General features: G+C 66.3%; 13 protein-coding genes and 2 tRNA genes. 4 read left to right on the top strand and 11 right to left on the bottom strand.

What is annotated here, in order from left to right:
• The first annotated feature begins 2 nt into the window (after nucleotides 1-2).
• A complete protein-coding gene (locus CPH63_RS13395) occupies nucleotides 3-920 on the top strand; it encodes an NUDIX domain-containing protein (RefSeq protein ID WP_096303400.1) in 918 nt (305 codons plus the stop codon).
• Between the two features lie 80 nt (nucleotides 921-1,000).
• Here the strand turns inward: CPH63_RS13395 and CPH63_RS23725 are convergent, their stop codons facing one another.
• The 3 genes from CPH63_RS23725 to leuC form a co-directional block, all read right to left on the bottom strand.
• On the bottom strand, nucleotides 1,001-1,591 hold the full coding sequence (locus tag CPH63_RS23725; protein WP_096303399.1) for an HU family DNA-binding protein: 591 nt from the start codon (nucleotides 1,589-1,591) through the stop codon (nucleotides 1,001-1,003).
• A gap of 198 nt (nucleotides 1,592-1,789) precedes the next feature.
• The gene (gene leuD, locus CPH63_RS13385) at nucleotides 1,790-2,380 is read right to left on the bottom strand and encodes a 3-isopropylmalate dehydratase small subunit (RefSeq protein WP_096303398.1); all 591 of its coding nucleotides are present in this window, start codon (nucleotides 2,378-2,380) and stop codon (nucleotides 1,790-1,792) included.
• Nucleotides 2,381-2,392: 12 nt separating this feature from the next.
• On the bottom strand, nucleotides 2,393-3,790 hold the full coding sequence (gene leuC, locus CPH63_RS13380) for a 3-isopropylmalate dehydratase large subunit (protein WP_096303397.1): 1,398 nt from the start codon (nucleotides 3,788-3,790) through the stop codon (nucleotides 2,393-2,395).
• Nucleotides 3,791-3,857: 67 nt separating this feature from the next.
• Between leuC and CPH63_RS13375 the strand changes: the two genes are divergently transcribed.
• From CPH63_RS13375 to CPH63_RS13365, 3 genes are all read left to right on the top strand, one after another.
• Nucleotides 3,858-4,568: an IclR family transcriptional regulator gene (locus tag CPH63_RS13375; protein ID WP_096303396.1), complete on the top strand. Its 711-nt coding sequence runs from the start codon at nucleotides 3,858-3,860 to the stop codon at nucleotides 4,566-4,568.
• Between the two features lie 212 nt (nucleotides 4,569-4,780).
• On the top strand, nucleotides 4,781-5,707 hold the full coding sequence (locus tag CPH63_RS13370) for an ABC transporter ATP-binding protein (RefSeq protein WP_096303395.1): 927 nt from the start codon (nucleotides 4,781-4,783) through the stop codon (nucleotides 5,705-5,707).
• Nucleotides 5,704-6,420, top strand: coding sequence for an ABC transporter permease subunit (locus CPH63_RS13365; RefSeq protein WP_096303394.1), 717 nt, complete (start codon nucleotides 5,704-5,706; stop codon nucleotides 6,418-6,420). Before CPH63_RS13370 ends, CPH63_RS13365 begins: the two co-directional genes overlap by 4 nt.
• A gap of 13 nt (nucleotides 6,421-6,433) precedes the next feature.
• Here CPH63_RS13365 and CPH63_RS13360 read toward each other — a convergent pair whose 3' ends face one another.
• The 8 genes from CPH63_RS13360 to CPH63_RS13325 form a co-directional block, all read right to left on the bottom strand.
• Nucleotides 6,434-8,833 (bottom strand): excinuclease ABC subunit UvrA, encoded by a 2,400-nt coding sequence (locus CPH63_RS13360; RefSeq protein WP_206745550.1) that lies wholly within the window; start codon nucleotides 8,831-8,833, stop codon nucleotides 6,434-6,436.
• A 73-nt stretch (nucleotides 8,834-8,906) separates the two neighbouring features.
• On the bottom strand, nucleotides 8,907-9,317 hold the full coding sequence (locus CPH63_RS13355; RefSeq protein WP_096305147.1) for a VOC family protein: 411 nt from the start codon (nucleotides 9,315-9,317) through the stop codon (nucleotides 8,907-8,909).
• Between the two features lie 5 nt (nucleotides 9,318-9,322).
• Entirely contained in the window at nucleotides 9,323-9,772 is a 450-nt protein-coding gene (locus CPH63_RS13350) for a helix-turn-helix transcriptional regulator (protein ID WP_096303392.1), read from the bottom strand.
• A gap of 7 nt (nucleotides 9,773-9,779) precedes the next feature.
• On the bottom strand, nucleotides 9,780-11,222 hold the full coding sequence (locus tag CPH63_RS13345; protein ID WP_197704349.1) for an NAD-dependent succinate-semialdehyde dehydrogenase: 1,443 nt from the start codon (nucleotides 11,220-11,222) through the stop codon (nucleotides 9,780-9,782).
• A gap of 106 nt (nucleotides 11,223-11,328) precedes the next feature.
• Entirely contained in the window at nucleotides 11,329-12,081 is a 753-nt protein-coding gene (locus CPH63_RS13340; protein WP_096303390.1) for an MBL fold metallo-hydrolase, read from the bottom strand.
• Between the two features lie 89 nt (nucleotides 12,082-12,170).
• Nucleotides 12,171-12,243 (bottom strand) — tRNA-Glu (locus tag CPH63_RS13335).
• A 40-nt stretch (nucleotides 12,244-12,283) separates the two neighbouring features.
• Nucleotides 12,284-12,355 (bottom strand) — tRNA-Gln (locus tag CPH63_RS13330).
• Nucleotides 12,356-12,444: 89 nt separating this feature from the next.
• A complete protein-coding gene (locus CPH63_RS13325) occupies nucleotides 12,445-13,086 on the bottom strand; it encodes a type VI secretion system tube protein Hcp (RefSeq protein ID WP_157749526.1) in 642 nt (213 codons plus the stop codon).
• Nucleotides 13,087-13,157 lie beyond the last annotated feature (71 nt).

Raw genomic sequence — 13,157 nt, 5'->3', positions numbered from 1 at the left:
CCGTGAGTTCGCTGTCCAACACTGGTCTCGTCCGGGCCGCCGGTGGTGTGGTCTGGCGCCGCGACGGCGGCGGGCGGTCGGCCCGGCACGCCGCGAGCGAGTTGGAGATCGCCGTCATCCATCGTCAGCGTTATGACGACTGGTCGTTGCCCAAGGGAAAGATCGAAGCGGGCGAGTCGCCGCTGGACGCCGCAGTTCGCGAGGTCCGCGAGGAGATCGGCGCCCAAGTGGCGGTAGACCGGCACCTTCAGCAGGTTCACTACGCCCTACCGCGCGGGCCGAAGGAGGTCGACTACTGGGGGATGCGCTACCTGGAGGGCGATTTCAGCCCGTCCGCGGAGGTGGACCGTCTCGTCTGGCTCTCTCCGGAGGAGGCCAAGGCCAGGCTGACCTACGAGCTCGACCGGCAAGTCCTGGAGACATTTACCCGTCATCCGCTGACTGACTCCGTGGTCGTCCTGATTCGGCATGCCAAGGCGGGCAAACGCTCGGCCTGGACCGGCCGCGACGAACTCCGCCCACTCGAGCAGGCCGGGCGCGCCCAGGCGCTTCGGCTGGCCGCTTTCGGCTCGTACTTTGCACCGGAGCGCATCCTCAGCGCCGATCGGACCCGCTGCGAACAGACCGTCGCCCCATTGGCCAAGGCAACCGGTCTCCCCGTGGAACTGGGTGAGGAGTTCACCGACGAGGGCTACTTCGATACGCCCAGGCAGAGCCTCAAGGCCCTGCTGGAATTGGGAAGCAGTGGTGGCGCGACCGTCATCTGCAGTCAGGGCGGAGCGATCCCGGGTCTGCTCGCTGACCTGGAACTGGTCAACGAACCGGATTCGCTGGCCACCCGCAAGGGCGCGGCCTGGGTGCTCTGCTTCACCGACGGGCAGATCGCCTCGGTCGAGTATTACCCCAAGGCGGCCAGCTAGCGGAGTGAGTTAGTTGCGCGACACACCAAAGCGGAGCCACATCCGAGAGGATGTGGCCCCGCTTTGGTGAGTGCTACTGACTAGCGAGCGCGCTTGGCCGGAGCCTTCTTGGCGGGGGCCTTCTTAGCCGGAGCCTTCTTGGCCGGAGCCGCCTTCTTCGCGGGCGCGACCTTCTTGATCGGGGCGGCGACCTTCTTGGCGGCCACAGCCTTCTTGGCCGGAGCCGCCTTCTTGGCCGGAGCGGCGACCTTCTTGGCCGGAGCCGCCTTCTTGGCGGGAGCGGCGACCTTCTTAGCCGGAGCCGCCTTCTTCACCGGAGCCGCGGCCTTCTTGGCCGGGGCGGCGGCGACCTTCTTGGCCGGGGCCTTCGCCGGAGGCTTCGGCAGCTTACGAGCGCCACTGGTGATGGCACGGAACTCCGCGCCCGGACGGAAGCCGGGCACCGAGGTCTTCTTCACCTTCACCGCTGCGCCAGTGGCGGGGTTACGGGCGATTCGAGCAGCGCGGTCACGCTTCTCGAAGATGCCGAAGCCCGTGAGGGCGACCTTCTCGCCCTTTGCGACGTGGAAATAAACAGTGTCGATGACTGCATCGAGTGCCGTCGCCGCGCGCTTCTTGTCTCCGTCGAAGCGGTCGGCGAGGACCTCGATGAATTGAGCCTTGTTTGGCACGTGTCCTCCTGGGACCGGTTCGCTCGGCCACCGTGGCCGACTTACCGCAAACCGTATGACGAGAATCGGCAATCACCAACGAAATCCGGCGTGTCGTCGGCACATTTCTGCAAATTCTTGAGAATGGGTTTGGCGCTCAGGAGGCTTTGAATTCCGAATATTGGCGTCTAATCCCTATATTAAATAAGGCAAATGTCGTTACACGACGGTCGGAAGCCATGGTTTACGGGCTGATTCATAGGTTGCGATGGAATCAACCTGCCGCAGCGTGAGACCGATGTCGTCCAGACCCTCCAGCAACCGCCAGCGGGTGTAGTCGTCGAGGTCGAAATCATGAACTTCACCGGCCCAGCGGACCTGCCGCTCGACCAGATCAACGGTGACCTGGGTCGTCGGATCGGCTTCGATATCGTCGAAGAGACGCTGCACGATCTTCTCGGCGAGTTCAACGGTGAGCAGGCCGGCCTTCAGGGAGTTCCCGCGGAAGATATCGGCGAATCGCGGCGAGATGACCGCCTTGAACCCGTAGTCGGTGAGCGCCCAGACGGCGTGCTCACGTGAGGAACCGGTACCGAAGTCAGGCCCGGCGACCAGAATCGAGGCGCCCGCATACTGCGGCTGGTTGAGGACAAAATCAGGCTCGTTCGTGCGCCAGGCATTGAAAAGGCCGTCTTCAAAGCCCGAGCGGGTTACTCGTTTGAGGTACACCGCCGGAATGATCTGGTCGGTGTCTACGTTGCTGCGGCGCAGCGGGATGGCGCGGCCGGTGTGCACAGTGAACTTTTCCATGACGAATCTCCCTTACAGGTCGGCCGGGCTGGCCAGATGGCCGGTGATGGCGGTCGCGGCGGCGACCAGTGGCGAGACGAGGTGTGTACGCCCGCCCTTGCCCTGGCGACCTTCGAAGTTGCGGTTGGAGGTGGATGCGCTGCGCTCTCCCGGGGCCAACTGGTCGGGGTTCATGCCGAGACACATGGAGCATCCGGCCTGACGCCACTCGGCACCGAACTCGGTGAAGACGGAGTCCAGTCCCTCCTGCTCGGCCTGCGCCTTGACCCGCATCGAGCCGGGCACCACCAGCATGCGGACGCCGTCGGCGATACGCTTGCCGCGGATCACGTCGACTACCGCTCGTAGATCCTCGATCCGCCCGTTCGTGCAGGAACCGACGAAGACCGTGTCGACCTTGATCTGGCGCAGCGGCGTGCCGGCGACCAATCCCATGTAGGTGAGCGCATTGGCCGCGGCGACCCGGTCGGACTCGTCCTCGAAGCTCTCCGGGTCGGGGACCGCTGAGCCGAGGGGCGCGCCCTGGCCCGGGTTGGTCCCCCAGGTCACGAACGGAGAAAGCGTCGCGGCATCCAGCACCACCTCGGCGTCGAACTCGGCGTCCGGGTCGGTGCGCAGGCTCGTCCAGTACTCGACGGCCGCGTCCCAATCCTGCTCAGAAGGCGCGTGCGGGCGTCCCTTCAGGTACTCGAAGGTGGTCTCGTCCGGGGCGATCATGCCGGCCCGAGCACCCCACTCGATGCTCATGTTGCAGACGGTCATCCGCGCCTCCATCGACATCGCCTCGAAGGTGCTGCCGCGGTACTCGACCATGTAGCCGGCGCCGCCACCGGTGCCGGTCTTTGCGATGACCGCCAGAATCACGTCTTTTGCGGTGACGCCGGGGGGCAACTCGCCATTGACGGTGACGGCCATCGTCTTCGGACGATCCAGCGGCAGGGTCTGTGTGGCGAGCACGTGCTCGACCTGGCTGGTACCGATGCCGAAGGCCAGCGCACCGAAGGCGCCGTGGGTGGAGGTGTGCGAGTCGCCGCAGACAATCGTCATACCGGGCTGGGTGATCCCGAGCTGCGGGCCGATGACGTGGACGATGCCCTGCTCCACGTTGCCCATCGGATAGAGCCGGACCCCGAACTCTTCGCAGTTGCGGCGCAGCGTGTCGACCTGCGTGCGACTGGTCAGATCAGCGATGGGCTGATCGATGTTCTGCGTCGGGACATTGTGGTCCTCGGTGGCCAGCGTCAGATCGGGACGGTGCACCGGCCGACCAGCCAGGCGGAGACCGTCGAAGGCCTGCGGGCTGGTGACCTCATGCACGAGGTGCATGTCGATATAGAGCAGATCCGGCTCGCCGGCGGCACTGCGAACGACGTGCGAATCCCACAACTTCTCTGCCAATGTCTTACCCACAGCGAACCCTTCATGACATCTCGTCGATGACTTGCTATCTCATTATTTGAGACTCTAGTATCGTGCTATGAGACAGCATAGCGGCATCGGCGTGATCGACAAAGCGGTTGCCATTCTGGACGCCTCGGCCGCCGCGCCGCAGTCGCTGGCCGAGCTGGTCACGACGACTGAGCTCCCCCGCGCCACCGCCCATCGGCTGGCGGTCGCGCTGGAGATCCACGGCCTGCTCGGTCGCGACAGCGAGGGCCGCTTCGTGCTCGGTTCGCGCGTTGCTGAGCTCGCGGCCGCGCTTCCCGATCCCCTCCTGGTCGCTGCCGCCCCGGTGCTGGCCTGGGTGCGCGACGAATGTGGCGAGAGCGCCCAGCTCTACCGGCGCGACGGGCGCGCCCGGGTCTGCGTCGCCGCCGCTGAGCGGGCCACCGGGCTGCGAACGACCGTGCCGGTGGGGTCGCAACTACCCCTCACCGCTGGGTCCGGCGGTCAGGTGCTCTGCGCCTGGCTCGAGGACGCCGCGCTGCTGAAAGACCTGCTGACCGAGGCCGAGTTCACTGAGCGCAATCTGCTAGACGTACGGCGTCGGGGATGGGCCCAGTCGGTGGCGCAGCGGGAAGCCGGCGTCGCCTCGGTATCGGCCCCGGTCCGCGGGCCGGACGGCGGCGTGATTGCAGCCCTGTCGATCTCCGGTCCGATCGAGCGCCTGGGGCGTGCACCCGGGCAGCGTTTTGCGCCGATGCTGATCGCCGGAGGACGTCGCATCACCTCCACGCTATCCGGCTGACCCACTCTCCGGCCCTTGCGGCGAAGCTTCTGGCGCACCGACGGCTCATCTGGCAGGCTGGGAATGTAAGCGTTGCCGACATCGGCAGCGCTTACGACGTCTGATGCCGCACCGCCGTACGTGACCGCCGGCCAATGCCGGATCGTCTGAACGCCTGAACGTCTGAACGCCTGAACGCCTGAACGCCTGAACGCCATAGAGGAGATAGCGACTTGCCGCATCCAATTGAGTTCGAGGCGATCACCAAGAAGTTCGGTTCGCGAACCGTCTTGCAGGACCTCACCTTCGACGTGCCTCAGGGGTCGGTGGTCGGACTGCTCGGACCGAACGGCGCGGGCAAATCGACCGCCATGCGGGTGCTGCTCGGGTTGCAGCGGGCCAACGGAGGACGAGTCCGGCTGATGGGCCACGAGCCCGGCACCTCCGGGTACAGCGCCGCCGTGCGGAGGGTGGGCTCGATCATCGAAGCTCCGCCGCTGTACAAGAACGCGACCGCCATGCAGAACCTGCAGATTCGCGCCGCCGCCCTCGGCGTCGGTCACGATGAGACTGCTGTTCGCAACATGCTCGATCGGGTGGGCCTGGCCGAGCGGGCCGAAGACAAGGTCGGAGGCTTCTCCCTAGGCATGCGCCAACGGGTCGGGCTGGCACTGGCGATGATCGGTGAGCCGGGCATCATCGTTCTCGACGAACCGACCAACGGACTCGATCCGGCCGGCGCGGTCGAGATCCGCAATATCGTCCGCGATCTGCCGTCCCGCGGCGCCACCGCCCTCGTCTGCACCCATCGGCTGGAAGAGGTCGAGAAGTCCTGCGATTACGTCGTCGTGCTCCGGCAGGGCCAGCTGCTCACTCAGGGCCCGATCGCCGAGATCATCGCGGCGGGAGGGCACCACGAATTGACCGTCGACGTGCATCCGGATGAGACCGGGATCGCCCTGCAGGCGCTGCAGGCGCTCGGGCTGACTGGCCTTCGCGCCGAGGCAAGTGGGCGAATCCACGTGCCGTCGGTGCTGCAGGATCCCGCGACCGTCACCAAAGCCCTGGCCGACGTTGGTGTGTACCTGCGAGGGCTGGAGACTCATCACGCAACACTTGAGGAAGCATTCCTGCGGCTCACCGGGGAGGCGGCCGCATGAACGCCGAGATCGCAAAGCTGCGTTTCCTGCCCACTCCCCGGCTCTTGGCCGCCGGAATACTCGCGATCTGTATTGCCACCGGTGCCGGCCTGTTCATCGCGGCTCCCACCCATGCCAGCAGTTACGTCAACGCCTCGTCGGTCGCGCTCGAGTTCGCGGGCAGCCTTCCGATCATCGTCCTCGGAGTCTGGATCGTGGCCGTCGAATTCGCGTCCGGAACGCTGCAACGGACGCTGACCGCGCAGTCGAATCGATCCAAAGTCCTCGTAGCGAAGCTGTCGCTGGTCGTGCTGGTCGCCCTGGTGCTCTGCGTGGCCGCGGCGGCCACGTCAGGCGGCCTGGCCGATCTCGCCTCTTCGCGCGCCGGAGTCACCGTCGATCGGGGCGACCTGGCTCGCGCGATGTTCGGCACGGTCCCGACCGGCGTCGCGACCGTCGTCGTAGGCTTCGCCTTCGCCTTGCTGACCCGATCCATGGGGGGTGGCATCGCACTCGCGGCGGCCTTCGTCTTCGTACTGGACGGCCTGCTCGGCTTCGTCCCCGGCGTCGGGCACCTCACCTTCGATTCCCTTACCCAGGACCTCAGCAACCACATCTCCGACGTCGGGCAGACCCATCACTCCGCCGGCGTCGCCATCCTCGGCATCGTCGTGTGGCTGCTGGTGCTCCTGATCCCGGGTTGGCTGCTATTCGTCCGTGGAGACCTGAAGTAGTAGCACTATCCGATCATCGGACGCTTGATTGCACCGACGGTGCGACGTACTCGGCCAGATGCTTGCCGGTCAGCGTCGAACGCGCGGTGACGATCTCAGCCGGCGTCCCCTCGAAGACGATCTGCCCGCCGTCGTGGCCGGCCCCGGGACCGAGATCGATGAGCCAGTCCGCGTGCGCCATGACGGCTTGGTGGTGCTCGATGACGATCACCGACTTCCCGGACTCGACCAGCCGATCGAGCAGGCCGAGCAGGTTCTCCACATCGGCCAGGTGCAGCCCGGTCGTCGGCTCGTCGAGGATGTAGACATCGCCCTTCTCAGCCATCTGGGTCGCCAGCTTCAGGCGCTGACGCTCTCCGCCGGAGAGGGTCGGCAGCGGCTGCCCGATGCGCAGATACCCGAGCCCCACGTCGACCAACCGGGTCAGGATCTTGTGGGCGGCCGGCGTGCCGGCGGTGCCGGCGCCGAAGAACTCGGCTGCCTCCGCGACCGACATGGCGAGCACTTCGCTGATGTCGCGACCGCTGGCACCGCCGAGCTTGTACTCCAGTACATCAGCCTGGAATCGCTTCCCTTCGCACTGCTCGCAGGTCACGGCGACACCGGCCATCATGCCGAGGTCGGTGTAGATCACCCCCGCGCCGTTGCAGTTCGGACAGGCGCCCTCGGAGTTGGAGCTGAAGAGGGCGGGCTTCACCCCGTTCGCCTTGGCGAATGCCTTGCGGATCGGCTCCAGCAGTCCGGTGTACGTCGCCGGGTTGCTACGCCGGGAGCCCTTGATCGCGGTCTGGTCGACGGTGACCACGCCGTCACGTCCGGAGACCGAACCATTGATCAGCGAGCTCTTCCCGGAGCCTGCGACTCCGGTGAGAACGACCAGCACTCCCAGCGGAATGTCGACGTCGACGTTGCGCAGATTGTGGGTGTTGGCGCCACGTACCGGCAGGGTCCCCTTCGGCGTCCGCACCGATGACTTCAACGACGCCCGGTCGTCGAGGTGCCGCCCGGTGACCGTGTCGCTGGTTCGCAGCCCCTCGACGCTGCCCTCGAAGACCACCTCGCCACCGGCGGCACCCGCTCCCGGCCCCAGGTCCACCACATGATCGGCGATCGCGATCGCCTCCGGCTTGTGCTCCACCACCAACACGGTGTTGCCCTTGTCCCGTAGTTGCAGCAGCAGTTCGTTCATCCGCTGGATGTCGTGCGGATGCAGACCGATGGTGGGCTCGTCGAAGACGTAGGTCACGTCGGTGAGCGACGACCCGAGCTGGCGAATCATCTTCACCCGCTGACCCTCTCCACCGGAGAGCGTCCCCGACGGGCGCTCGAGCGAGAGATAGCCCAGGCCGATCTCCACGAATGAATCGAGGTTCTCTCGCAGCGCGACCAGCAACGGTGCCACCGACTGGTCATCCAACTCCCGAACCCACTCGGCCAGGTCGGTGATCTGCATGGCACAGGCGTCGGCGATGTTGATCTGCTTGATCTTCGACGAGCGGGCCTCCTCGCCGAGCCGGGTGCCGTGGCAATCGGGACAGATCGTGAAGGTCACCGCACGTTCGACGAAGGCTCGGATGTGCGGCTGCAACCCGTCGATGTCCTTGGAGAGCATCGACTTCTGGATGCGCGGGATCAGCCCCTCGTAGGTGAGGTTGATGTTGTCGACCTTGATCTTCGTCGGTTCCTTGTAGAGCAGATCGTTCAGTTCGCGCTTGGTGAACTTGTTGATCGGCTTCTGCGGATCGAAGAAGCCGCAGCCGCTGAAGATCCGCCCGTACCAGCCGTCGACGCTGTAGCCGGGGATGGTGAGCGCACCGTCGTTGATCGATTTGGTCTCGTCGTACAGCTGGGTCAGGTCGACGTCGTTCACCGAGCCGCGTCCCTCGCAGCGCGGGCACATGCCTCCCAGGACGCTGAAACTGCGCCGCTCCTTCGTCGTGCGCCCAGCGCGCTCAACGGTTACCGCCCCGGCGCCGCTGATCGACGCGACGTTGAAGGAGAATGCCTGCGGAGAGCCGATGTGTGGCTCACCGAGCCGGCTGAAGAGGATGCGCAGCATCGCGTTGGCATCGGTCGCCGTGCCGACCGTGGAGCGAGGATCAGATCCCATCCGCTCCTGATCGACGATGATCGCGGTCGTCAACCCCTCCAGCACGTCCACGTCGGGACGGGCCTGAGTCGGCATGAATCCCTGCACAAATGCGCTGTAGGTCTCGTTGATCAATCGCTGGGACTCGGCGGCGATGGTCCCGAAGACCAATGAGCTCTTGCCCGAACCGGAGACACCGGTGAAGGCGGTCAGCCTCCGCTTCGGGATCTCGATGCTGACATCCTTGAGGTTGTTCACGCGCGCTCCGTGCACCCGGATCAGGTCGTGGGCGTCGGCCGCATGCGTCCCCCTGGTCGTGGCCAAGATTGATTTCCCTCCGCAGATCTGCTGCTATCAGCCTGTCACGCCTCCCCGCCGGTGTCTCTAGCGCCGCCGGCTAAGCGAGCTCGTTGATGCGGATCAGGTTGCCGGCCGGGTCGCGGAAGGCGCAGTCACGCACGCCGTAGGGCTGCTGGGTCGGTTCCTGCACCACCTCGGCGTCGCTGGCCTGCAGTCGGTTGAAGGTGCCATCGAGGTCCTTGGTGGCCAACGTGATGATGGCGAAAGTCCCCTTGGCCATCATCTCGGCAATCGTGCGGCGCTCGTCGTCGGTGATACCGGGATCCATCCCCGGCGGGAAGAGCACGATCGAAGTCTCGGGTTGCTCCACAGGCCCGACCGTAATCCAGTGCACTCCCCCGTACTCGACGTCCTTGCGAACCTCGAAACCGAGGGCATCGCGGTAGAAGGCGAGTGAGGCGTCGGCGTCGTTGTGCGGCAGAAATGCCGAGTGAATGTTGATGTCCATGCTCATCAGGCTAGTTGCGCCGTCCGCGCCCGCGCTTCTTGATTCCTGATCGGTCTGGTCACCTGCTTCACCACACACGGGGGCATCTCGGCGCTCGAGTGCGCGGCCTGCCGCCGGTAGGCGCTTGGGGGCATTCCCACCAGTTCGGTGAATCGGGTGCTGAAGGTGCCCAGCGACGAACACCCCACCGCGAAGCAGACTTCGGTGACGGTGAGATCACCCTGACGCAGCAGGGCCATTGCCCGTTCGATACGCCGGGTCATCAGATAGGAGTAAGGAGATTCCCCATAGGCGAGGCGGAACTCGCGGCTCAGATGGCCGGCCGACATATGCACGCCGCGAGCCAGCGCCTCGACGTCCAGCGGCTGAGCGTATTCACGGTCCATCCGGTCGCGGACGCGACGTAGCTGGACGAGGTCACGCAGATGCTGCTCAGTTGCCGGCCGGCTGGTCACCGGCGGGTCACCAGTTGGTCGAGACGTACTTCGTCTCGAGGTACTCATCGATTCCTTCGTAGCCACCCTCACGCCCGAGCCCAGACTGCTTCAGCCCACCGAACGGCGCTGCCGGATCGGAGACGATGCCGCGGTTGAGACCGATCATCCCGACCTCGAGCCGCTCGCTCATCCGCAGTCCGCGAGCCAGATTGGTGGTGTAGATGTAACCGGTCAGTCCCATCTCGGTGTCATTGGCCAGGGCCAGCGCGTCCTCGTCGTCACGAACGCTGATGATCGGCGCCACCGGCCCGAAGATCTCGTCTCGTGCGACGGCACTATCGCGCGGCACGCCGGTCAGTACCGTCGCCGGATAGAAGAAGCCCGGCCCCTCCGCCGCTTCGCCGCCGATAACCGCAGTGGCGCCGGCGGCGACCGAGTCGGCCACCTTCGCCGCGATCCCGGTGACGGCTCGGGCGTTGACCATCGGGCCGAGTTGCGTCTGCTCGTCGGTTCCGGCGCCGACCCGCAGCGCGCCCATCGCGGCGGCCAGCTTGGCGCCGAACTCCTCGACGACCGACTCCTGCACGAGGAAACGGTTGGCCGCGGTGCAGGCCTGGCCCCCGTTGCGCATCTTGGCCAGCATCGCCCCGGCTACCGCGTCGTCGAGGTCGGCGTCGTCCAACACGATGAACGGGTCGTTGCCGCCCAGCTCCATGGATGTGTTCACCACCCGCTCGGCGGCCTGGGCCAGCAGCGTTCGACCGACCCCGGTCGACCCGGTGAAGGAGAGCTTGCGGATGCGGGTGTCGGCCAGCGCGGCTGTGACCAACTCACCGGGGCGATCGGTGGTCACGACGTTGACGACTCCGGCCGGCAGCCCGGCGTCGGCCATCAGCTGGGCCAGTACCAGCGCCGTGAGCGGGGTGTCCTCGGCCGGCTTGAGTACCACTGTGCAGCCGGCCGCCAGCGCCGGGGCGAGTTTGCGGGTGGCCATCGCGGCCGGGAAGTTCCACGGGGTCAGCAGCAACGCCACACCGACCGGCTTGCGGAAGGTGAGAATCCGGTTCGTCCCGGCCGGCGCCATCCGCAGAGCCCCGTCGATGCGAACCGCCTCCTCGCTGAACCAGCGGAAGAACTCGGCCGCGTAGGCCACCTCGCCGCGGGCGTCGGTCAGTGACTTACCCATCTCCAGGCTCATCAGATAGGCCAGGTCCTCGCGCCGCTCGATCATCAGCTCGAACGTTCGGCGCAGGATCTCCGAACGCTCCCGGGGCGCGGTCGCGGCCCAGTCGGCGAAGGCCGAGTCAGCGGCGGTGATGGCCAACTGCAGGTCGTCGAGTCCGGCCCGGGCGACACTGGTCAGGCGTTCGCCGGTGGAGGGATTCAACACGTCGAAGCTTCCCGACGAGCCATCGACGAACTTGCCGTCGATGAACAGGCCGGTGGGGGTAGCCGCTGGCAGTGTCACGTGAGCACCTTCTCGGAATAGCGGGTCGGCGGAGAGTTCAGCGCCGGTTCCTCTCATTCTGCCCCCGCCCGGCGCAGATCGATTGAGCGGCTGGTTCGAGAGTTCGTCAGCCCCGGCGGCGAGCGGTGTCGGTGGCGGTGTGCATGGAGCCACGCCAGAGCGGGCCATGCCCGGGAAGGAGGGTGTCCGCCTCCAGTTCGGCCAGCCGGTCCAGCGTCGCGACGGTGGTGGCCTCATCGTGGTTGAACATCGGCAGCAGTAGCTGCGGTCCGTCGACGCGAGACGTGGGGTGCGCAGTGACCAGCGTGTCCCCGGTTGCCACCGCGCCGACGCCGGGCAGTAGGTAGGCACAGTGTCCGCTGGTGTGCCCGGGGGTGGCGATCGGAACCGGCGCACCTGGGAGATCGAGCGGTTCCCCGGCCACCCCGGCAAAGGGCGTCGCGGTGGGAAGTCCGATGTCGCTGGTCGCCCCGGCGGCGAGGATGTCCCGGGTCCAGCCGAGGAGTCCGGGGCGCCAGATGTTGGTGGCGATCGCCAGTGGCCCGCACTGCTGGAGGTACTCGCGTTTGGCGTGGGCGACCTCGGCCGGATGGAGGAGGACCGGCGTCGCATAGGTACGGGTGAGCCGCGGCAGCGAGCCGATGTGGTCGACATGCGCGTGCGTGACCAGCACGGCCCGGACGCTCTGGGGGCGATGCCCGAGCGCGTCCAGGGAGGCGAGCAGCGTGTTGTAGTCGCCCGGGTAGCCGGCGTCGATCAGTGTGACGTCATCGCCGTCGGCGAGAATGACCCAGTTGGTGTGCGTCCCGGTCACCAGGAAGGTGCCGTCGCCGGCCTGAACGATCCTGTCGCTGAGCATGCAGCCCCGATCCTCGAAGTTATCCGCTGAATTGCTCCGGATAGACAAACTGCACCCTCCAACCGAAGTTGGAGAGTGCAGTTGAGACGTAGCCCCGATGGGATTCGAACCCACGCTACCGCCGTGAGAGGGCGGCGTCCTGGGCCGCTAGACGACGGGGCCAGGAGTTGAAACATTATCTTGCGCGCTGAACCAGCTTGCGCTGGGGTACCAGGACTCGAACCTAGACTAAATGAATCAGAATCATTTGGGCTGCCAATTACCCCATACCCCACTGCAGCCCGCGCGGGATCACCGCCCGGACCAACGATGAACTCTACCCGATCGATCGCCGGATCGAAAAATCAGACACGCCGCGCGCTCTCAGGATGTCTTCCGACTCCACCTTCCCATCGCGGGTACGCCGTAGGAGCCATCCGTGTTCTGCGGGTAGTAGACGTAGCGCAACTGCGTATAGGTCAGCGTGATCGTCTCCAGGATTGCCGCCGTGCCGACGCCGAACTCCCGGAAACCGCAGACCATCGCGTCGCTCAGCTCGACGCACAGGAAGTCGACGTCCGATCCGGCCGGAGTCGCCCGCGACACGGTGATCAGCACCCGGTCGAAGACCTCACCGGTGATCATCGCGCCGAAGAGAACCGGCGAGGCCGGACTCGGCGTGGCCACGAGGATGAACTCACCGGTGCCACGCGGCACTGTGATCGGGGTGGCGAGGGCCGTCGACGGCGCGATCAGCCCGTCGCCCCACGAGTATTGATGAAGGTCCAAGTCGACACAGAGCGCGTCGCTCACATCGGCGGACGGACCGCCGGCGGCGACCGCCCGGCCATCACTCAGGCGCAGCTCGCAGCGCAGCTGTGGGTCGACGAGCTGCGACCGGTGCCGAGACGGCGGAACGGGCTCACCGGCGGCGGCGGGGGCATCGATGCCGAGCGCCTCGGCCAACGCCCGCATCCCGATCAGGTTGGAGCGCAGCGTCTCGATCTCGCCGCGCTGGTTCGCCACGGACTCGCCGACATTGGCCGGCAAACTTCCACGGCCGGTGGTATCGCCAGCGCCACCAGAACCGCCCGTTG

The organism is Jatrophihabitans sp. GAS493 (assembly GCF_900230215.1).
Taxonomy (GTDB): Bacteria; Actinomycetota; Actinomycetes; order Mycobacteriales; family Jatrophihabitantaceae; genus MT45.
This window is presented reverse-complemented; position numbering and strand designations above follow the sequence as displayed.